Below are 21339 nucleotides of genomic sequence, written 5' to 3' on the forward strand. Positions count from 1 at the left end.
ACTATTGTTTACGGTGAACCCTTATAAAAAGTTTCAAAATATTTTCATATAATGATTGTAAAGGACAGAATCCTCTGTATCTCACTCTTAACAAAAGCTTATCAATGCAAAAAAATCCTGTTACCTTTAGGGCAACAGGATATTGATAACCAGATGTTCAAATACTGGGAAAATGGTAGTGGATAATACAATACTAATTAATGCAGCAACGATCATCGCTAGACTAGCAAATGTGCCTTCTAGCTCTCCAAATTCAAATGCTTTTGATGTACCCGTTCCATGAGCACCCATACCAAGCATTAATCCTCTAGATGAAGGTCTGTGAAAACGACATACTTTGATAACGATTGGTGCTAACAAGCTTCCTAAAATACCAGTCGTCATAACGAAAACAGCTGTAAGCGTAGGAGAACCACCAATCATATTAGAAATATCCATCGCAATAGGTGTTGTTACAGAACGTGGCACTAAACTATGCACCAACTCATCATTTAAGCCCACCAATAGAGCCATCATAAAGGATGACACAATAGCAACCGCTGAACCAACAGCAATGCTGATGAAAATTTCAAATGCGTGTTTTTTTAATAGGTTGACATTTATATATATAGGAACGGCAAACGCAACGGTTGCTGGCCCTAGTAAATTTGTTAAGACACTCGCTCCAGAATTGTAGGAATTATAAGATACACCTGTCAGTAGTAAAATACCTATAATGACTAAAGGTGTAATCAGCATAGGTGTCAGCCATTCTTTTTTATATTTTTTATAAAACATTTTACAAATATAAAAAATAGCAACGGTCCCAAGTAAGCTGACAATGGCGATTAATAAAGTCATATCGCATCACCCTTCTTTCGCCGCTCTAGCCATTGTGCTGTATACCCCGTTACAAACATTACCACAATGGCACTCACAACAATGACAAGCACAACCTTCATTCCTTGCACACCAAATAAGGCATGATAATCAATAACACCAATGGCAGATGGAATAAAGAATAATAAGAGTTCACTTAATAGTACGGCTGCTCCTAATTCAATCCATTCAAGCTTGATTATATGAAACTGTAACAGCAAAAATAATAGGACAAGTCCTATTATACTCCCTGGAATCGGCAAGTGAAGTAGGCGTGCAATAGTATTTCCGATTAATAATAGGATATAAAGATAGCCGATTTGCACGATACTTTTGACGATTTTCATGGTCATCCTTCTCTCATTTTTTTCTCTGCCTCAACAGTCAGGAAAACACGATTCGAATGATAAGAAGGTTGATTCACTGACTGTCAAAGCGTTCGTCTAACAGACAATCGCGGGTAAGATGGTTGTTAAACTTTATGCTACTATACTTTACACCTATTTACGTTCCCTGTAAAACAGAAAAAGAACCTAGTGTCTAAAAAACACTAAATTCTTTCTGTGGGGAATATAAAGCAGTTAAAAATCTTCTATTAGATTTTTATGGTCATCGTCTTAACAATCATATTGGGGGTTTCTAGAAATAAGTATAGTGCCCAAATATGAATGTAACATGTTGTTCATGTAAAGGATTTGTTAATTTTTCGGAATCATGACAATCATTTTAGTTCCTATGCCGACTTCACTCTCTACTTGAATTCGGCCATGATGCGCCTCGACTAAATGCTTAACAATCGCTAAGCCTAAGCCTGTTCCACCAGAATTACGACTTCTCGCGCGATCCACCCGATAAAATCTTTCAAAAACGCGCGCTATTTCATGTTTTTCAATACCAATTCCTTGATCCTCTATTTCGATAATGCCATGTGTTTCATTTTCCTTTAATCGAATAGAAACAGTCGTGTTTTCAGGTGAATATGTAATCGCATTGGTAATTAAATTCGTCACAATCTGAATGATACGATTGGCATCCCCCATAACCTGGACATCTCGTTCGATATCCACCTGGAAGCTCATATTTTTTTCATCCAATCGCGGAGCTGTCAATTCTGCTCCACGAATTAGAACATCCTGTAAGCCCATCGGCATAATATTGACAGTAAAACCATGCTGCTCGATCTTTGAGAGCTCTAGTAAATCTTGAATCAGCATTTGAAGTCGATTACTTTCTTTATATATAATCTCCAAAAAGGAAATCAGCATTTTTTCGTCTTTATAGGCCCCATCCAATAAAGTTTCTGAAAAGCCTTTAATAGATGTAATAGGTGTGCGTAATTCATGTGATACATTCGCAACAAAGTCTTTCCGAATTTGTTCTAATCGAACTAGTTCAGTTATATCATGCATAACGATAACAACGCCTAGCCATCGTCCATGGTCCCCGATGACCGGTGCCCCATAAACTTCTTTGTTATAAAGTTCTTGCTGTACTTCCATTTTAATTTGTTGACGATAAGGCATTTCTGTCAGAAAAACATGATCGATAAATTGTTCTAATGATTTAGGTAAGCCTATTGTACGAAAAACCTTTCCTTGTACATCATCAATCTGCATTCCAAAGCGCTCCAGAAATACTCGATTTACAATGGAAATATTCCCCTCACGACCAATCATCATAAGGGAGCTCCCCATATTTTCAATTAAGGTTTTCAGTCTTTCTTCCTCTACTTCACGTATCGTTGTAATATCTTGCAAATTCCGTGCCAATATGTTTATGGAATGACTCAGTGGTATCATCCGTTCATGCTCATTTTCTTGAGCACGTGCACGATAGTTACCCTTTGCAAGCTCAAGGGCAGTGTCTGTCACATTATCAATCGGTGCAGTAAAGTTACGTATCATATAACGACTTATAATTGCTATTAATATCAACGTGATGGTAAAGAGAATAGCCAGTACTCCGTAAAGGCGAGCACGCACATAGTTCAATAAGGATTCGTCTCGTTCCATAGCCTGAGCTGCGTACAAAGCTTCCTGATCTTCCTTCGTTAAATCCATTTTGCGTTCATCGATTACTTGGTCCATTGATGTCCGTATCTCAGTGGTTGCTTGCTCGTTATATTGCTCGATATAAACAGGAAAAAGCTGACCTATAACAATCATTAGGACAGCTAGTATCGTTCCAAGTAAAAGCATGAATGTCAAGAATAAGCGGTTGCTCATCGATTTCATGTCGTTTTCGGCTCCTCAAATTTATAACCAAGACCTCTAATTGTTTTTATAAACATCGGCTTACGGCTATTTTCTTCAATTTTATCGCGAAGGTGGCTAATGTGTACATCCACAATTCGAGTATCGCCAGCAAAATCATATTTCCATACAGCACTTAATAGCTGATCACGTGTTAATACACGATTTTTATTTTCAAGTAAATAGATGAGTAGCTCAAACTCTTTTGGTGTAAATTCCAGTGCCTCATCCTGTAAAAATACTTCAAATCGCTCTGGGTACACTCGCAATTGTCCAAACTCATACATTTTTTCCTGCGCCTCATCCTTATCATCTGCGACAACATTTTGCGTGAAACGTCTTAATACAGCCTTGACACGCGCTAAAACTTCACGAGGACTAAAAGGCTTTGTCATGTAATCATCTGCTCCCAACTCAAGACCAAGAACTTTATCAAATTCGTCATCTTTAGCAGTTAGCATAATAATTGGCGTATTCATACGTTGTTGTCGTATTTGTTTACAGACCTCCATGCCATCTAGTTTTGGAAGCATCAAATCTAAAAGAATTAAATTTGGCTGTAAGTCGATTGCTTTTTCAAGCCCTTCCTGACCATCAGCAGCAGTTTCCACTACATAGCCTGCCTGTTCTAAATTATATTTCAATAATGTTGCAATCGAAAATTCATCTTCAATTACTAAAATCGTTTTTGTCATGTCTAATGCCTCCGTTAGTGATTTGAAACCCCCATTTCAAATCTCAAGACGTCTATAGCGCAAGTGGTGGAGTCACAAGCAATAAACCTTCAATTACAAGCTGCTTCTGCTCATTATATGAGTGGACAGATACAGTGATGGTATTGTCATATTTATTGATTGCTGTAACCTCTAATAGCGTATCGAACAATTCATAATGATAGAGAGGTCCTAAATATTTCAAATGTTGCTCAATAATTCGTGCACCTGGTCCTGGAATATACTTTGACACAGCTGATGTAATAATACCATTTAACATAATTGTCGGCACAATTGGCTTTTGAAAAGGTGTCATAGCCGCATAATCATGTTGAATATAAAGCGGGTTACTATCGTTTGTAAGGCCTAAATAAAGCAATAGATCCCTATCTTCAATTTTTTCAGTGATATGGATTTTCTCGCCAACTGTAATTTCATCGATTGTGAGACCAAGTTTACTATTTTTTTGAAGCAAAGATACGCCAACCCCTTTTCTATCATACTACATTCATAGTATCAATTTTATGCTAAAAGTACAATGAAAAGCAGAAGAACCTTACCTTTCTCAACCCTGGAAACATAAAAAAACGAGCAGGAACATTCCCTACTCGTTTTAAGACTTAGACTGATATTCTACACTAAAATTTTCATCACATTACGAACTGCTTCTGCCGATTGATCTAAAGCTGCTTTTTCTTTGTCCGTTAATTCTAGCTCAAAGATTTTTTCAATACCGTTTTCGCCAAGTAATGTAGGAACACCTAAGTATAAATCATGATAGCCGTACTCGCCTTCTAAATAAGCAATAGATGGTAAAATACGTTTTTGGTCTTTTACAATAGCTTCAGCCATCTCTATTAGTGCCGCAGCAGGCGCATAATAGGCAGAGCCGTTACCAAGTAAGTTGACAATTTCTGCTCCACCATTACGCGTTCGGTCAACAATTTCTTCTAAACGTTCAGCAGAAATAAGTGTTTCTAACGGAATACCACCAGCAAATGAATAACGTGTTAACGGTACCATTGTGTCACCGTGACCACCTAATACAAAACCAGTAATATCTTTCACTGAAATCTTAAGTTCTTCTGCCACAAATGCACAGAAACGAGCCGTATCAAGAACACCTGATTGACCAATTACACGGTTTTTAGGGAAGCCAGTTTCTTTGTATACTGTGTATGTCATGGCATCAACTGGGTTTGTCAGTACAAGGATTGTAGCATTTGGTGAATGCGTAGCAATCTCTTTTGAAACAGTTTTCATAACACTCTGATTGATTTGAACAAGGTCATCACGGCTCATACCTGGTTTACGTGCAACACCAGCGGTAATGATCACTACGTCAGAATTCGCCGTATCTGCATAATTGGAAGTACCTTGCACATAAGAGTCAAACCCTTGTATTGGTGCTGCCTCCCACATATCTAGCGCCTTACCCTTTGTTGGGTTTTCTGCTTGTGGAATATCCACTAATACGACGTCACCAAGTTCTTTCTGAGCTGCTAAAAATGCTGCAGTAGCGCCTGTAAAACCGCCACCGATAACTGAGATTTTTTTTCGTTTCAGAGACATTTGAATACGCTCCTTTAAAATTAGGTTATATATTTTAAAAGAGGGAGGAGACTTCCATCTCACTCCCTCAATTAAACAAGTTTATCGTAAATATTCAATTAAAATTTACTGTCACCCTAATTATATCGGCAGAAAAAAGCATCCGCTTTAGCGATAAATTCTATTGTAGAATAGAAAATTATAGGTTTTTGATTAACTCATTAGCGAATTCTGAACATTTCACTTCTGTAGCGCCGTCCATTAAACGTGCGAAGTCATAAGTAACAACTTTAGAAGAAATTGTTTTCTCAACAGATTGAGTGATCATGTCAGCAGCTTCTTGCCATCCTAAGTGTTCAAGCATTAATACACCTGAAAGTAATACTGAAGATGGGTTTACTTTATCTAAACCAGCATATTTTGGAGCTGTACCGTGAGTAGCTTCGAAGATCGCATGGCCAGTAACATAGTTAATGTTAGCTCCTGGAGCGATACCGATACCACCAACTTGTGCAGCTAAAGCATCAGAAATATAGTCACCATTTAAGTTCATTGTAGCTACTACATCGAACTCAGTTGGACGAGTTAAGATTTGTTGTAAGAAGATATCAGCGATAGAATCTTTCACTAAGATTTTGCCAGCTGCTAAAGCATCAGATTGAGCTTTGTTTGCTGCTTCTTCACCTTGTTCAGCTTTGATAGCATCGTATTGGTTCCAAGTGAAAGTTTGATCAGCAAATTCTTTTTCTGCTAATTCATAACCCCATTTTTTGAATCCACCTTCAGTGAATTTCATGATGTTACCTTTATGAACTAAAGTAACAGATGGGCGTTTATGTTTAATTGCGTATTCGATAGCAGAACGTACTAAACGTTCAGTACCTTCTTTAGATACAGGTTTAACACCGATACCAGAAGTTTCTGGGAAGCGGATTTGATTTACACCAAATTCAGATTGTAGGAAGTTGATGATTTTTTGAGCTTGTTCTGAACCAGATTCGAATTCAATACCAGCGTAGATGTCTTCTGTGTTCTCACGGAAGATAACCATATCAACGTCTTCTGGGCGTTTAACTGGAGAAGGCACTCCATCAAAGTGACGTACTGGGCGTAAGCATACATATAAGTCAAGTTGTTGACGTAATGCTACGTTAAGAGAGCGGATACCACCACCGATTGGTGTAGTAAGAGGACCTTTGATTGCAATTAAGTATTCATTAATTTTGTCTAAAGTTTCTTGTGGTAACCATTCACCAGTTTGGTTAAATGCTTTTTCACCAGCTAAAACTTCTAACCATTCAATTTTCTTTTCACCGTTATAAGCTTTTTCTACTGCTGCGTCAATTACGCGTGATGCTGCTGCCCAGATATCTGGACCAATTCCATCACCTTCGATGAAAGGAATTACTGGATTGTTTGGTACATTAAGTACGCCATTTTCAACTACAATTTTGTTTGACATTCTGTTGCCTCCTAAATTCATAATCATAGGACTGTGTTAGTGATAACACAGTCCCAAACATTCTAGCATATTTTCCAAATTAGCGCTCGCTGATTGGAACATATTTTTGCATGCCTGGTCCAACATACTCAGCACGTGGACGGATTAGGCGGTTATTAGCATATTGCTCAAGGATATGTGCCACCCAACCTGAAGTACGTGATACTGCGAAAATTGGTGTGAACAGGTCATGATCAATACCTAAAGAATCATACACTGACGCAGAGAAGAAATCTACGTTTGCAGGTAATTTCTTTTGTTCTACGATCATGTCATGGATTTTAACTGACATTTCGTAAAGCTCTGGTTTACCAGTTAGCTCAGTTAATTTTTTAGACATTACGCGTAAATGCGGAGCACGAGGGTCGCCTTTACGATATACACGGTGACCGAAGCCCATGATTTTTTCTTTGTTGTCTAATTTATTTTGAATATAAGATTCAACATTTTCAAGTGAGCCAATTTCAGTTAACATTTTCATAACTTGCTCATTTGCTCCACCGTGAAGTGGTCCTTTTAATGCACCGATCGCTGCAGTTACACCTGAATAAACGTCAGATAATGTAGCTACACATACACGTGCAGTGAATGTAGATGCATTTAACTCATGGTCAGCATGTAATACTAATGCTTTGTCGAATGCTTCAATTTCAATATCTGCTGGCTCTTCGCCTTTAAGCATGTATAAGAAGTTTGCCGCATATCCTAGTTCAGGTTTTGGTGAAACTGGTTCTAAACCTTTACGAACACGTGCAAAAGCAGTTACTACTGTAGCAATTTTAGCTTGAAGACGAATTGCTTTACGGTAGTTTGCTTCTGGATCCATAACATCCGCTTCTTCATCGAATACACCAAGTAAAGATACTGCAGTACGCAATGCAGCCATTGGATGTACAGTTGAAAGTGGGTATGTTTTAAATTGGTCGACAATCGCTTGCGGAATTGACATGTTGTCTGCCAATTGTTGTTTTAATTCAGCTAGCTCGTCCTCTTTTGGTAAACGAGTATGCCATAACAGGTAAATTACCTCTTCGAATGACGCATTTTCTGCTAAATCATCAATGTTGTAACCAACATATGTAAGTGTGTCATCGATAATTGAACTGATTTTAGATTCCGCTGCTACGATACCTTCTAAACCTTTAGTTGCTGACATAAATTATCGCTCCCTCATACTTATTTTTTTGTTGCAAATGCGTTTTTTATGTTGCATTTACGAATTTTGCTCATATGAACCATTAAGTAAATCGCTTACATTGCTATTATAATCATTTTTGACAGCTTTGTGAATGAAAATCCTCCAAATAAAGAAAAAGACGTCCGAACGACTATATAATTGTCCTAAAGAGATTTTTTTGTATATTTTGACATTAATTTATCAATTGGTTTGGGGTGAATTTGTAAAAATGAGGAATTTAAAGTATTTTTCATACGAAAGAACTACGAGCGTTTTGCTATTTATTTTTTATTTAGTCATACTTTGGTTTGTATTACCTGTGTCACTCGCAATTTTTTTATCATTTTCGACGTATCCTATCATAAATTTTTTACACAAATATTGTAGGATTGCGTATTGGATTGCAGCAATTATTGTGGAAGTATTAATATTAACCTGTATTTTTCTACTAGTTGTCATATCTATTAACAGTATTATCGTCATTTTCCCAGAAATTCGAGAGACTTTACAAAATTTCCCGCTTTTCAGTGAATATGAATCCATGTTTGTACAAGTTTTAAAAGAAAAATCACTGTCCATTTTCGATTCCATCATCGTATATACAGCAGATCTTTTCCAATTATTAATGAAGCATGTCATTGAGGTTTTCATCTTTTTAGTCGCTTATTACTTTGCGCTTCTAGAAACACGTAAATCACGCTATTGGTTCTTTCAATATGTGCCTAAAAAATATCGTCAAGAGTGGCAATCTCATTTTGCAAAAATCATGCAACTTTTTCATTATTTCTTATTTGTAGAGTTTCAATTATTTACGATTACCCTACTCATTCTTTGTGCTGGCTTTATGATCCTTCAATTTGAACAAGCCATTATTAAAGCATTTATTGTAGCATTTGCAGATGTACTACCGTTTTTCGGAATTGGCGTTTTTCTTGTGCCAATGAGCATTTATTTTTATTTCAATGGCAATACCTTTTTATGTGTGGCCATTTTACTACTCTATTTATTTGTACAATTAACAAGGCAGCTAGCCGATTCGATGCTTTGGTCCAATACGCTTCAGCTACGCACATTCCATACATTCTTTATCAGCGCTGCCTCTATTCTATTATTTGGCTTTTATGGTATATTACTGAGCCCTATCTTTTTATTTCTAGCTGTAAAACTGAAAGAAAACTCTATCTTTGAACGATGATGAATTGACCTTTTTTCATTTTTTTACGCATCCAGTAATAGACAATGGGTTGGAACATTTTTCGAGAAAATGGCATGAGTAGGAATAAACCTAGGACATCTGTTAAAAATCCAGGTAACGCTAAAAGCAAACCACCACCAAAAGTTAAGAAAGTATCCACTAATGCAGCTCCTGGCGCTTCTCCGCGTGCCAATGTATTTTTCACATTTTGAACAGAGTTCATACCTTTATTTTTCATGACATAAATCCCAATCACACTCGTAGCAATAATGAGCAATAATGTACTTAAAACACCAATATTTTGTCCAATGACTATTAATAACGTCAATTCGGCTAATGTGTAGACAATGAAACCAAGAAAAATTTTTCGCATATTTTTCTCCTTTCTACTTGAAAAGCTATACCTTCTATACGTTATTATAGCCCGTTTAGTTTCATAAAAAAATGAATAGACCTATTCTAAGAGAAAGCAACTTCTGTTAAAGGAAGAAATTAATAGTTTCCATAAAGTGTGTGTACAACCTTTATGAAAAAGCTCTAGTACAACAAACCTCACTAGAGCTTTTTGTTAATTATTAAAGAACGCTTGCATGTCCTTTGTATATCACACCTGTTTCAGCGTCCATTGTAATTTCTTGACCATGACGGATTAATGTAGTTGCTTCTTTTACACCAACGATTACTGGAATACCTAGGCTTAACCCTACAACTGCTGCATGGCTAGTAAGTCCACCTTCTTCAGTAATTAGGCCAATACAATTTTCTAAAGCAGGCATCATATCACGATCTGAACCGACTGTAACAAGGATGCATCCGTCTGTATCGTAGGCAAGTGCCTCAGCAGCATTTTTAGCAACCACTGTTTTACCAACAACTGATGCTTTTCCGATCCCTTGTCCACGTGCAAGTAAATCTCCAATAATGTGAACTTTCATTAAGTTTGTTGTACCCGCTTCACCTACAGGTACACCTGCTGTAATGACAACTGCGTCTCCATGTGTAACAAAACCATGCTTCAAGCTTTCATCCACAGCTAGTTCTAAAATTTCATCTGTTGTTGTCACTCGTTGACACACAATTGGGTATACGCCCCATACTAGTGTTAATGTATGAGCTGTATTTGTAGAGCCTGTTACGGCAACAATTGGCACTCCAGGTCGATATTTTGCAATCATTCTCGCTGTATTACCACTTTCAGTTGGTGCCAATACGGCTTTCACCCCTAAATTGATAGAAGTATAAGCTACAGCTTGTGAAATTGCCTCTGTCATATTTGCTTCTTTCTCACGACTACGTGTAGAAACAATTGATCGATAATCTAATGAATTTTCAGTGCGTTGTGCAATTTTATTCATCGTTTGTACCGATTCAACTGGATAAAGACCTGCGGCAGTTTCACCAGATAACATGATAGCATCTGTTCCATCAATAATTGCGTTGGCTACATCACTTGCTTCTGCACGTGTTGGTCGTGGGTTACGCTGCATGGAATCTAACATTTGAGTTGCCGTAATTACCGGTTTACCAACTTGATTACATTTTAAAATTAATTTCTTTTGTACAAGTGGTACTTCTTCTGCAGGAATTTCAACACCAAGATCTCCACGAGCAACCATTAAACCGTCAGATACTAGGATGATTTCATCGATGTTATCGACACCCTCTTGGTTTTCAATTTTTGGGATGATTTGAATATGACTACCACCATTTTGTTCAAGCAATTCACGAATTTCAAGAACATCTTTTGCACGACGAACAAATGAAGCAGCAATAAAATCAACACCTTGTTCGATACCAAATAAAATATCTTGTGCGTCTTTTTCTGTGATACCTGGTAGTTGTACAGAAACACCTGGTACGTTAACACCCTTTTTATTTTTTAGTACGCCAGCATTTTCAACAATTGTATGAATTAATCCTTTTTCCATATCCGTTGCTAATACACGTAGTTGAATTAGTCCATCATCAAGTAAAATAATTGAATTTTGCTCAACGTCTTCAATTAAGCGCTCATATGTGACAGAAAAGCTCGTCTCAGTACCTTCTACTTCTGTCATTGAAATATCAATTACTTGACCTGCTGACAAATGAAGCTCGCCATTTTTCATGTTATGTGTACGAATTTCTGGTCCCTTTGTATCAAGTAAAATTCCCACTGGTTTATTTAATTTTTGTGCCACTTCACGAATTAAATGAATACGCCCTGCATGTTCCTCATGTGATCCGTGTGAAAAATTCAAGCGGGCTACATTCATACCTGCTTCGATTAATTTTTCTAAAATTTCTGGTGACTCACTTGCAGGTCCAATTGTACATACGATTTTTGTTTTTCTCATTTTTGCCCACTCCGTTTTATAACAAATTATATTGATAGTTCTTTCATTAGTGTATATAGGCTTACATCAGCCTCATGATTCTTTTCAAAAGCCTCTGGCATATCATAATCAATGACTTGATGATTGCGAATACCTACTGCTCGACCAGCCTTGCCTTCCATAAGTAATTCAACTGCATGTGCGCCAAACTGACTCGCTAATACGCGATCTCTTGCTGTAGGTGATCCACCACGTTGGATATGACCTAATACTGAAACACGTGTTTCTTTTCCTGTTTTTTCTTTTAACAGTTTTGCCAGCTCACTTCCTGACATAACACCCTCTGCCACAATAATAATACTATGCTTTTTACCACGTGCTGCACCACGATCTAAGCGTGCGACAATATCATCTAAATTATAATCTTCTTCTGGAATTAAAACTGTTTCAGCACCAGCAGCAAGACCTGCCCATAAAGCGATATCTCCTGCATCACGTCCCATTACCTCTACAATGAAAGAATTTTCATGAGATGTAGCAGTATCTCGGATTTTATCAATGGATTCTACTACTGTATTTAGGGCTGTATCAAAGCCAATCGTATATTCAGTTCCAGGAATATCATTGTCAATTGTTCCAGGTACCCCTACAACTGGGAACCCTTTTTTCACCAAATCCATGGCACCTCGATAAGATCCATCACCACCAATGACAACAAGTCCTTCAATACCAGCAGCTCGTAAATTCTCAATACCTCGTTGCTGAACAGCATCTTCTTTAAATTCTGGGCATCTTGCCGAATTCAAATGCGTTCCACCACGTTGAATAATACCACCAACTGCACCTAAATCAAGTTCTTCCATAAATCCTTTTACTAAGCCTTCATAACCATGCTTAATTCCGACAACATCAATTCCATGAAATGCTGCCTTACGAACGACCGCTCGAATAGCAGCGTTCATTCCAGGCGCATCTCCACCACTAGTTAATACAGCAATTTTTTTCATTGTCGAACCTCCTGCAGTTACTATTATTATTCACATTAACATGAAAAAACAAACTATGTAAGGGTTCTGGGGATACAAAAACATAACTTTTACATAAAAAATGAAAAGAATGCGCTTTCACACACTCTTTCCACCTAAAAACATCCTAAATCTAACATTTTTTCAAGAAGTCTGGCGTTTATTATGCGCTATTATCTTCTTTAATTTTTATAGCTTTTTAATATGTTAAGAAACAAATTTTGTCTCTTAACGAGCAAATATATAGCTTTTAAATTTTATATCCTATTAAAGTAAACAACATTCGTCTTTTTACAAACAGATTTACACTTCTGTATACTGTCCAATTTTTTTAAATTTTTCATAGCGATCTTCAACTAATTGTTCTCCATTTAAAGAATTTAATGCATGAAGTGTGTCACTAATGCATTCTTTAATAGAAAGGGCCTGTTTTGCTACATTGCGATGTGCTCCACCAATAATTTCAGGAATAATGCCATCAATTACACCAAGTTCTTTCAAATCAGGTGCTGTGATACGCATGGCTTCTGCTGCCTGCTTAGCCAGACTACCATCACGCCATAAAATAGATGCCGCTCCCTCTGGCGAAATAACAGAGTAAGTCGAGTTCTCAAGCATAAAGACACGGTTTGCTACACCTAATGCTAATGCACCACCACTTCCTCCTTCACCAATAACGATACTAATTACAGGCACAGTTAAGCCAGCCATTTCTACAAGGTTTCTAGCGATTGCTTCACTTTGACCACGTTCCTCAGCAGCTTTCCCTGGGTAAGCACCTTTAGTATCAATAAAACAAATAATTGGTCGTTTGAATTTTTCAGCTTGCTTCATCAAGCGTAGTGCTTTTCGATACCCCTCTGGATGAGGCATACCAAAATTACGACGGATATTTTCCTTAGTAGACTTACCACGTTGATGTCCAATTATTGTTACTGGTTGCCCTTCGAAAATGGCAATCCCACCAAGAATGGCTGCATCATCACCAAATGTACGATCACCATGTAATTCAATAAAATTTTCACACATTGCTTCAATATATTGAAGCGTTGTAGGTCTTTCTGGATGCCTTGCTACTTGCACACGATCCCACGGCTTCATATTGGCATAAATCGATTGCTCTAATTGTGATAAACGTGTTTCAAGCTTCTCGATTTCACCAGACATATCAACTTCTGCTTCAGCAGCAATTGTTTTTAATTCATCAATTTTCTCACGTAATTGTACGACTGGTTCTTCAAATGCTAAATTTTTAGACATGTTGTACGCCGCCTTTCGTATGCATTTTTACAAGTAAAGAAACTTGTTTACGTAAATCTTTGCGATGGAAAATGGCATCAAGCTGACCATGCTCTAATAAAAATTCTGCTGTTTGGAAATCACTTGGTAGTTTTTCTCGTACAGTTTCTTCAATTACACGTCGCCCTGCAAAGCCAATCAATGCCTGTGGCTCTGCAATATTTATATCACCAACAGAAGCAAAGCTTGCTGAAACTCCGCCTGTTGTTGGATGCGTTAAGATGGAGATGAACAATAAGCCTTGATCACTGTGGCGTTTTAATGCGACACTAGTTTTCGCCATTTGCATTAATGATAATACGCCCTCTTGCATACGAGCACCACCACTAGCGGTAAAGATAATAAATGGTACACCTAGTTCAGTTGCCTTCTCTACTGCTCGCGTAATTTTTTCACCGACTACAGAGCCCATTGACCCCATACGGAAGTGCGAATCCATAATCGCTACGACAATTTCTTCCCCATCTATTGTACCAACGCCTGTTAGGACAGCCTCATTCAAGCCTGTTTTCTCTTGGTCTGCTGCAATTTTTTCAACATACGCTGGGAAATTAAGGGGATTACTTGTTTGTAAATGATCATCCATGGATTCGAATGAGCCTTCATCTAAGAAATAGTCCACACGTTCTTGAGCAGTCATTTTGAAATGATGACTACATTTTGTACATACTTTATGATTTTTTTCTAATTCTTTTGTTAATTGAATGTGACGACATTCAGGACATTTTGTCATTAACCCTTCTGGAAATGCCTTTTCTTGCCCGTCCTCTTTCTTTTTTCGATTACCACTAAATAAGCTACGTATTGCCATGTTCGACTCCCCCTTTGTTGTTGTCTAAATGCTCTGTACAGTACTCATCCACTGCTCATAAGCTTTTAATGCTTCTTTTTCGTAACCCAGCTGCATCGATTTCAACATCGTTTGAATGATTAATTTTTCATCTTCTGTTGAGTTTCGATTTAAACGGTCGCCATCATAAGCTGCTAATTGAAACCAGATTTTTAATGAAAGACGATTACCTGTCGTAATTAATAGTTCTCTTAAAATATCTCGACAATTAATTGTACCTTCTATTTCTAGTTTCACAAAAAAACTATCCCACACAGGTAGTGTGCGAAGAATCTCTGTACAACTTATTACGCGGATTGCTTCCATTTCATGAATTTGTCGCGTTAATTCGACATCTTTTTTTGATTTTTCATCTTCTAATATAAACATCGACAGTATTTCTACGAGCTGATGCTTATGTGTGGACGCAAGAAAAGTACCACCACCATGTCTCGTTTCAATAAGCCCTAGCAACTCTAAGCTTCGCAAAGCCTCTCTCACAGAGGATCGCCCGACACCTAGACGCTCTGATAGAACTCGTTCGGAAGGTAGCTTCTCACCTGCTTGAATTTTTTCCATTTTAATGAGTTGACGTAGTTGTTGGACGATTTCTAAAAACACTTTTTTTTGTTCGGTTTTTTTATCCATACGACTAACTCCCCTTATCAAAAAAGTGGTCTGACCACTTTTTAACGTTGACTCTAGCTTACAAAATAACTGTGCAAAAGTAAAGAAAAAACTGCATAAAATTTAATGCAGTTTCTAATTTCTTGTTTCATTTTATATCTTTTTCGTCGTTTGCGCATGTTTTACTTTGATTTGCGGCTTGCCAAAACGTCTTTCTAAAACACCTTCAATCCATAACATTTCCTCCTCTACCAGCAGGTCTTGGACCAACTGAAAGGTTTGTGGAAAAAATGTAGTGGAAACTGTTCCAAACTCATCCTGTAGCTGAACAAAAGCCATTTGCTCACCTTTTTTCGTACGGATTTTCTTCACTTCTTCAATCAGACCAATCATTTTTATGGAGGTACCATCACGCTTCTGCTTCAACTCTCGACAGGTACTATTGATATCCGCCCAGAAGAGTCTTTCCTGTGCAACTGGATGGGTAGAAATATAAAAGCCCAAGCTCTCTTTTTCATGCATCAATTTTTCCTTCTGGGACATTGCTTCTGCCTGCATATATTTTGGTTTACCAAAACTAAATGCCATTGCTGATGCTAAATCAATATCTTCAGTTGGCCTTAAAAGTTCTGCGTGTTTCAAAGCTGCCTCGACTGTCATGATGAGGACGGCTCTATCTTTTTCTAGATAATCAAGCGCCCCAGCATATATCAATGATTCCAACACTTTTGGCTTAAAATGCTGCGCACTTAAGGCAACAGCTAGATCAAATAGGTTATTTAATACCTCTGGATTTGTTTGACGGAGTCCATGTATTTTTTCTATAAATGTATGAGGCACACCTTTAATTCCTGATAAGCTGTAGCGAATGCCTTCCTTTTCCACCGTAAAATATTTCGTACTACTTTTTAATGAAGGTGGATAAAATGGGATGCCCTTATCTTTTGCCTCATGGACAAATTGTTGAATCTTTTCTACATTTCCCGTGGCATTTGATAATAACGCTGCATAAAAGTTTTGAGGGAAATGCGCCTTTAAATAAGCCATTTGATAGGAAATAACACTATAGGCCACAGCATGACTTTTAGGGAAACCATAATCCGCAAAGCGTACAATCAGTTCGTATACTTCTTCAGCTAAACGCTGATCAAAGCCTTGGCGTAGCGCCCCCTGAACAAATGCTGTGCGTTGCTCCTCTAAAACTTGTCGATTTTTTTTACTCACTGCTCGGCGAAGCAAATCTGCCTGTCCCATTGTAAAGCCTGCCAGTACTGATGCAATTTTAATAATTTGTTCTTGATAAACGATCACACCAAAGGTCTCTTGTAAAATAGGCTCTAGCACTGGATGTGGCATCGTTACCATTTCTCTGCCAGCCTTCCGTTTTGCATAGACAGGAATAAAATCCATTGGACCTGGGCGATAAAGTGCATTTACAGCCACAATATCTAAAAAGGTTGTAGGACAGATATCACGCAAGGCTTGCTTCATACCGTCTGATTCTAATTGAAAAATCCCCAGCGTATCCCCTCTTTGTAATAGTTGAAACGTCTTGTCATCATGCATTGGGATTCGCTCGAATTCTATCCAAGGACCACCAGCTTTATAAATTGACCAACGTATTTGCTCTAAAATAGTGAGATTGCGCAAGCCTAAAAAATCCATTTTGACGAGACCACATGCTTCAATATCTCCCATTGGCCATTGCGTACTATAAATACCATCATGCCCTTCTTCAATCGGTACAGTATTCACTAAAGGCGATGGAGCGACGACAATACCAGCTGCATGTATAGACGAGTTTCTTGGTAGGCCCTCCAATTTTAACGCCACCTCGTACCAACGCAAATGCTTATCATTCTCCGCTAACCAGCCTTGAAAGTCCTGTGACTCTGCTACAGCTCTTTGTAATGTAATTCCCGGCTTATTTGGAATCATCTTCGAAATTTTTTCTAGCATTTCCGCATCAAAGCCAAAAACCCGTGCAACATCCCTGGCAACTGCTTTTGCAGACAATGTACCAAATGTAATAATTTGTGCGACATTTGCTTTGCCATACTTTTGGGCAACATACTGAATGACTTGATGCCTTTTACTATCAACAAAATCGATATCAATATCAGGTAAGGTAATTCTTTCAGGATTTAAAAAACGTTCGAATAATAAACCATAGGCAAGTGGATCTACTTGGGTAATCGAAAGACTATATGCCACAAGCGAACCTGCTGAGGAACCACGTCCAGGTCCTGTCAAAATTCGATTTTCTTTTGCATATCGCATAAAATCTGCCACAACCAAAAAATAGTCAGCAAAGCCCATAGAGCAAATAATTTCTAGTTCATACTGTAATCGTTCATGGTAAGCACCGGGTATTGCCAGTTGCTTGAATCGCTCTTCTAATCCAGTAAATGCTTCTTTAACAAGCAAGCTTTCAGCTGTTTCACCTTCAGGTACAGGAAATTTAGGCATTTGCACAGGCATTTTTGGTAAATCAACTTTACAGCAAGCAAGCATTTTCGTACTGGCATCAAGCCAATCTGGACGATCCGCAAACCAATTTTGCCATTCGAATGCTGTTGGGGCAAAATAGCCCTGTACATCAGCTGTTTGCATAGTATTACCAAGCTTTTCTCCTGTATCAATTGCTCTTGCTACTTCATAAGCAAAATGATCTTCCGGACGCAAGAAATAACAGCTTTGAGATGCTACAAGTGCAATAGCATGTTCTTCACACCAAGAAACGAAATCATCTTCTTGTTCAGCTTTTATCCCTCCAGGTCTAGCAATCCCCATATAGAGGTGATGGTTAAACAGTTGGACCAAAGCAGAAATCATTGCCTGCCAGTCATCTACATCTGTTAAATCGTCTGAAGAAAGTAGCGCTATACAACCTGCTGAATATCCCTCAAGCCATTTCCAAGGCAGCACATCATCTTGTCTAATTGAAATCGCACTACTAATCTTTAATAAATGTTGATAGCCCTCCTGTGTCTGCGCATACAGGACGAGGGGAAGCGTTTTATCATGCCACTGAACGTTAACCGAAAGCCCTATAACCGCATGGATATTTACTTGCTGCAATGCTTTACAAAAAGGCAAAAGCCCGTACAATTTCGTATTAACGATTGCACAGGCTTGTGTCTTTTGTTCTTGTAAAAAAGGAATCAATTGCTCAAGCCGAATTGTGCTTTTCAATAAATCCGCGCTCGTATGCATCTTTGTATATACATGTGTCAAATGAATCCCTTCCTTTTCTCTGTTAATGATACGCTTTACAAATCTCTTTTAATCTTGCAATAACGAGGTCTGCTTCTTCCCATGAATAGGCAGTAGCACCAGATGCAAGCGGATGTCCGCCACCGTTAAATTCTTTCGCTAATGTATTGATAACGGGACCCTTCGAACGTAATCGTACACGGATCTGATCCCCTTCTTCAATGAAAACAACCCAAGCGCATATATCTTTAACACTGCCAAGGCAGCCTACTAATAAAGAAGCCTCAGATGGCACAGTGTCATGCTCTGCCAGTAATTCTTTTGTTAGCTTCACATAGGCAGCTCCATGCTCATCCATTGTAAAGTTTTGATAAATATATCCCTGTAAATTAAGTAATTTTTGCTCCATTTCGTACATGCCATCAAATAGTTGATTTCGATCAAAATCATATGTAATCAGATCCGCAGCAACTTTAAATGTTTTAGCTGTTGTACTTGGGAATTGGAATCTGCCTGTATCGCCCACTATTCCTGCAAATAATAAGCGTGCAGCAGCATCTGAAAGTTTCCAGTTTGCTACTTCCTTGCCTTCTTCATATAATTCATAGATCATTTCGCTACAAGAGCTTGCTGTCGTTTCCACCCATAAAAGATCACCATAAGCATCATCATTTGGATGATGATCAATTTTTATCACCATTTTTCCTTTTGTGTAGCGTTGGTCGTCAACACGCTCTGTATTAGCCGTGTCAGTGACAATAACTAAAGCATTTTCATACACTTCATCCGCTATTTCATCAGGCTGTGCCATAAAAGATAAAGAAGCATCATGTTCCCCTACAGCAAAAACCTTTTTCTCAGGATAATTGGCTAAAATAATCTCTTTTAAGCCTTGCTGTGAGCCATAAGCATCAGGATCAGGACGTACATGACGATGGATAATAATGGTTTCATTGGCCTCAATTGTGTCGATGATTTGTCTTTTCACAATAATTTCCCCCAAAATGATAGTAAGAACCGTTAGCATTTTTACATAATTATCGTTACAATAATGTCTAGTTATGCTAGGAGGTTTACTATGCTCAATTTAATATTTGTGTTTGCGATTATCATATCTTTTGTTTTTTATTTTTATTTTAAAACAAAACAATTCCGGTCTCCATTACCTATTGCTAAAAATTGGTATAAAAGCAAAGCGAACATCGGCTTAGGTTCCTTAATATTGTCATTTGCTTTAAATCAAGCTTATTTATTCCCGAGCTTATTTACATTTATTATTGTAGCAATTCTTGCCGCGCTCGGCATCTTAGTTATTGTAGAAAATATAAAAAAAGCCCGTCATTATGGACAATTTGTTGAGGAAGAATTCCGCATTAATCAATAATATATGTAACAAAGGGATGACCAAGCAATTGCGCTAGGCCATCCCTTTTCAATACTTAACGTTCTAATAGTTGGAACATCATCATTGCCTTACCAACAAGCATTTGTTGATTATACACTTCAAAATCCATTTTCACAAACTTACGACTCATATCTAAAATCCGAGGCTTAACAGTTAGCGTACTTTCCATTTGGACTGGTTTAATAAAGTAAATAGTCATATTCTCTGCCACTGCATCTCCACGTTTACGTCGTTTTAATGCGAATGAACCGACCTCAGCTAGTAAAGTTGTAAAAGCACCATATGAAATTGCTCCATATTGATTGGTCATTTGTGGTGTAACTTTAAATTCAACGATGAGTTCTTCATCACCTAATACCTTCATTTCATTTTTCACTAAATCATCAATCGTTTCACCATGCTGTGGCTGTCTTTGTGCTAATTGCAACGCCTTCAGTACATCTTGACGGCTAATAACACCCTGTAAAATATTGTCGTCATCTACAATTGGTAAGAGATCAATCCCCTCCCAAATCATTCGATGCCCTGCCGAAGCGACACTCATTTTCATGGAGCCAGCAATTGGGTTTTTCGTCATTACTTTTTCAATAAGCTCGTTTTCTTCACGACCAATGACGTCTTTTACGGTAATCATACCGACCAATTTATTTTGGTGGGTAACTACAGGAAATGCACCATGGGTTGTACGTTCATTCAGCTTCTGGAAATGATGAATTGTTTCATCATTTTTTAATGCTGCAGTGTCAGTCATCGGTACATAAATGTCTTCGATAAAAAGAATATCTTTTTTAATCAATTGGTCATAGATTGCCCGGTTAATCATTGTTGCTACTGTAAACGTATCGTAGCTTGTTGAAATAATTGGTAAATCTAATGAATCTGCAAGCAACTTATTATCTTCCGTAGTATCAAAACCGCCGGTGATTAAAACAGCTGCCCCCGCTCGAAGGGCATTCTCATGTGCTTTAATACGGTTACCAACAATTAATAAGCTACCTGCATCAGTGTAACGCATCATGTCCTCTAATTGCATAGCCCCAATAACAAATTTTGTTAGTGTTTTATGTAGACCTGATTTACCACCTAAAACTTGGCCATCTACAATATTAACAATTTCTGCAAAAGTTAAGCGCTCAATATTTTCTTTCTTTTTTTTCTCAATACGAATTGTTCCAACACGTTCAATAGAACTTACTAAGCGACGATTTTCAGCTTCCTTAATTGCACGGTAAGCTGTTCCTTCACTCACTTGCATTTCCTTTGCTATTTGCCGTACTGAAATTTTATCGCCCACGGGTAGTGATTCGATGTATTGTAAAATTTTCTCATGTTTTGTAGACAAAATATCACCTATTTCCTAAGCTTCAATTCTGCTC

19 protein-coding genes are annotated in these 21339 nt (G+C 37.8%); 2 read left to right on the forward strand and 17 right to left on the reverse strand.

The window, feature by feature from the left end; genetic code table 11:
- Positions 1-126: 126 nt before the first annotated feature.
- From MKY76_RS17010 to citZ, 8 genes are all read right to left on the reverse strand, one after another.
- On the reverse strand, positions 127-840 hold the full coding sequence (locus MKY76_RS17010; protein ID WP_342556886.1) for an LrgB family protein: 714 nt from the start codon (positions 838-840) through the stop codon (positions 127-129).
- The gene (locus MKY76_RS17015; protein WP_103118651.1) at positions 837-1205 is read right to left on the reverse strand and encodes a CidA/LrgA family holin-like protein; all 369 of its coding nucleotides are present in this window, start codon (positions 1203-1205) and stop codon (positions 837-839) included. Before MKY76_RS17015 ends, MKY76_RS17010 begins: the two co-directional genes overlap by 4 nt.
- Positions 1206-1556: 351 nt before the next feature.
- Positions 1557-3092: an ATP-binding protein gene (locus tag MKY76_RS17020; RefSeq protein ID WP_257960569.1), complete on the reverse strand. Its 1536-nt coding sequence runs from the start codon at positions 3090-3092 to the stop codon at positions 1557-1559.
- Positions 3089-3805, reverse strand: coding sequence for a response regulator transcription factor (locus MKY76_RS17025; RefSeq protein ID WP_016993215.1), 717 nt, complete (start codon positions 3803-3805; stop codon positions 3089-3091). Before MKY76_RS17025 ends, MKY76_RS17020 begins: the two co-directional genes overlap by 4 nt.
- 52 nt (positions 3806-3857) lie before the next feature.
- Complete coding sequence (locus MKY76_RS17030) at positions 3858-4298, reverse strand: MaoC/PaaZ C-terminal domain-containing protein (protein WP_004226245.1); 441 nt, start codon at positions 4296-4298, stop codon at positions 3858-3860.
- A 158-nt stretch (positions 4299-4456) separates the two neighbouring features.
- Positions 4457-5395: a malate dehydrogenase gene (gene mdh, locus MKY76_RS17035; RefSeq protein ID WP_004226243.1), complete on the reverse strand. Its 939-nt coding sequence runs from the start codon at positions 5393-5395 to the stop codon at positions 4457-4459.
- Positions 5396-5573: 178 nt separating this feature from the next.
- On the reverse strand, positions 5574-6836 hold the full coding sequence (icd, locus tag MKY76_RS17040; RefSeq protein ID WP_048393581.1) for an NADP-dependent isocitrate dehydrogenase: 1263 nt from the start codon (positions 6834-6836) through the stop codon (positions 5574-5576).
- Between the two features lie 79 nt (positions 6837-6915).
- The gene (gene citZ, locus MKY76_RS17045; RefSeq protein ID WP_048393579.1) at positions 6916-8031 is read right to left on the reverse strand and encodes a citrate synthase; all 1116 of its coding nucleotides are present in this window, start codon (positions 8029-8031) and stop codon (positions 6916-6918) included.
- 250 nt (positions 8032-8281) lie between these two features.
- On the opposite strand from citZ, the gene MKY76_RS17050 reads away from it, so the two are divergent.
- A complete protein-coding gene (locus MKY76_RS17050) occupies positions 8282-9247 on the forward strand; it encodes an AI-2E family transporter (RefSeq protein ID WP_048393721.1) in 966 nt (321 codons plus the stop codon).
- On the opposite strand, the gene MKY76_RS17055 is transcribed toward MKY76_RS17050, so the two are convergent.
- The 8 genes from MKY76_RS17055 to MKY76_RS17090 form a co-directional block, all read right to left on the reverse strand.
- A complete protein-coding gene (locus tag MKY76_RS17055; RefSeq protein ID WP_054549955.1) occupies positions 9231-9620 on the reverse strand; it encodes an FxsA family protein in 390 nt (129 codons plus the stop codon). The two genes, MKY76_RS17050 and MKY76_RS17055, sit on opposite strands and share 17 nt — an antisense overlap.
- Before the next feature lie 202 nt (positions 9621-9822).
- Positions 9823-11583, reverse strand: a complete 1761-nt coding sequence (gene pyk / locus MKY76_RS17060) for a pyruvate kinase (RefSeq protein ID WP_048393575.1) — start codon at positions 11581-11583, stop codon at positions 9823-9825.
- Between the two features lie 26 nt (positions 11584-11609).
- Positions 11610-12569, reverse strand: a complete 960-nt coding sequence (gene pfkA / locus MKY76_RS17065) for a 6-phosphofructokinase (RefSeq protein WP_048393573.1) — start codon at positions 12567-12569, stop codon at positions 11610-11612.
- Between the two features lie 321 nt (positions 12570-12890).
- The gene (locus tag MKY76_RS17070; protein ID WP_054549954.1) at positions 12891-13847 is read right to left on the reverse strand and encodes an acetyl-CoA carboxylase carboxyltransferase subunit alpha; all 957 of its coding nucleotides are present in this window, start codon (positions 13845-13847) and stop codon (positions 12891-12893) included.
- Complete coding sequence (gene accD, locus MKY76_RS17075; protein ID WP_048393568.1) at positions 13840-14697, reverse strand: acetyl-CoA carboxylase, carboxyltransferase subunit beta; 858 nt, start codon at positions 14695-14697, stop codon at positions 13840-13842. Before accD ends, MKY76_RS17070 begins: the two co-directional genes overlap by 8 nt.
- A gap of 24 nt (positions 14698-14721) precedes the next feature.
- Positions 14722-15363 (reverse strand): GntR family transcriptional regulator, encoded by a 642-nt coding sequence (locus tag MKY76_RS17080; protein WP_048393566.1) that lies wholly within the window; start codon positions 15361-15363, stop codon positions 14722-14724.
- A 132-nt stretch (positions 15364-15495) separates the two neighbouring features.
- Positions 15496-18579 carry a DNA polymerase III subunit alpha gene (gene dnaE / locus MKY76_RS17085; RefSeq protein ID WP_342556887.1) on the reverse strand — a complete coding sequence of 1028 codons (3084 nt, stop codon included), beginning with the start codon at positions 18577-18579 and terminating at the stop codon, positions 15496-15498.
- A gap of 22 nt (positions 18580-18601) precedes the next feature.
- Positions 18602-19546, reverse strand: coding sequence for a bifunctional oligoribonuclease/PAP phosphatase NrnA (locus MKY76_RS17090; protein WP_342556888.1), 945 nt, complete (start codon positions 19544-19546; stop codon positions 18602-18604).
- A 90-nt stretch (positions 19547-19636) separates the two neighbouring features.
- Here MKY76_RS17090 and MKY76_RS17095 point away from each other — a divergent pair, with 90 nt between their 5' ends.
- Positions 19637-19942, forward strand: a complete 306-nt coding sequence (locus MKY76_RS17095; protein WP_048393558.1) for a YtpI family protein — start codon at positions 19637-19639, stop codon at positions 19940-19942.
- Between the two features lie 55 nt (positions 19943-19997).
- On the opposite strand, the gene MKY76_RS17100 is transcribed toward MKY76_RS17095, so the two are convergent.
- Positions 19998-21305, reverse strand: a complete 1308-nt coding sequence (locus MKY76_RS17100; protein ID WP_004226205.1) for a DRTGG domain-containing protein — start codon at positions 21303-21305, stop codon at positions 19998-20000.
- Positions 21306-21339 lie beyond the last annotated feature (34 nt).

It is taken from the genome of Lysinibacillus sp. FSL P4-0201, from assembly GCF_038593425.1.
Taxonomy (GTDB): Bacteria; Bacillota; Bacilli; order Bacillales_A; family Planococcaceae; genus Lysinibacillus; species Lysinibacillus capsici.

Bases quoted from the DNA above. Each gene is read 5' to 3' on its own strand.
- pyk (WP_048393575.1), bottom strand. From the start codon at position 11,583: ATGAGAAAAACAAAAATCGTATGTACAATTGGACCTGCAAGTGAGTCA.
- MKY76_RS17015 (WP_103118651.1), bottom strand. From the start codon at position 1,205: ATGAAAATCGTCAAAAGTATCGTGCAAATCGGCTATCTTTATATCCTA.
- MKY76_RS17070 (WP_054549954.1), bottom strand. From the start codon at position 13,847: ATGTCTAAAAATTTAGCATTTGAAGAACCAGTCGTACAATTACGTGAG.
- icd (WP_048393581.1), bottom strand. From the start codon at position 6,836: ATGTCAAACAAAATTGTAGTTGAAAATGGCGTACTTAATGTACCAAAC.
- MKY76_RS17095 (WP_048393558.1), top strand. From the start codon at position 19,637: ATGCTCAATTTAATATTTGTGTTTGCGATTATCATATCTTTTGTTTTT.
- MKY76_RS17055 (WP_054549955.1), bottom strand. From the start codon at position 9,620: ATGCGAAAAATTTTTCTTGGTTTCATTGTCTACACATTAGCCGAATTG.
- mdh (WP_004226243.1), bottom strand. From the start codon at position 5,395: ATGTCTCTGAAACGAAAAAAAATCTCAGTTATCGGTGGCGGTTTTACA.
- MKY76_RS17025 (WP_016993215.1), bottom strand. From the start codon at position 3,805: ATGACAAAAACGATTTTAGTAATTGAAGATGAATTTTCGATTGCAACA.
- citZ (WP_048393579.1), bottom strand. From the start codon at position 8,031: ATGTCAGCAACTAAAGGTTTAGAAGGTATCGTAGCAGCGGAATCTAAA.
- MKY76_RS17010 (WP_342556886.1), bottom strand. From the start codon at position 840: ATGACTTTATTAATCGCCATTGTCAGCTTACTTGGGACCGTTGCTATT.
- accD (WP_048393568.1), bottom strand. From the start codon at position 14,697: ATGGCAATACGTAGCTTATTTAGTGGTAATCGAAAAAAGAAAGAGGAC.
- MKY76_RS17080 (WP_048393566.1), bottom strand. From the start codon at position 15,363: ATGGATAAAAAAACCGAACAAAAAAAAGTGTTTTTAGAAATCGTCCAA.
- MKY76_RS17050 (WP_048393721.1), top strand. From the start codon at position 8,282: ATGAGGAATTTAAAGTATTTTTCATACGAAAGAACTACGAGCGTTTTG.
- MKY76_RS17020 (WP_257960569.1), bottom strand. From the start codon at position 3,092: ATGAAATCGATGAGCAACCGCTTATTCTTGACATTCATGCTTTTACTT.
- pfkA (WP_048393573.1), bottom strand. From the start codon at position 12,569: ATGAAAAAAATTGCTGTATTAACTAGTGGTGGAGATGCGCCTGGAATG.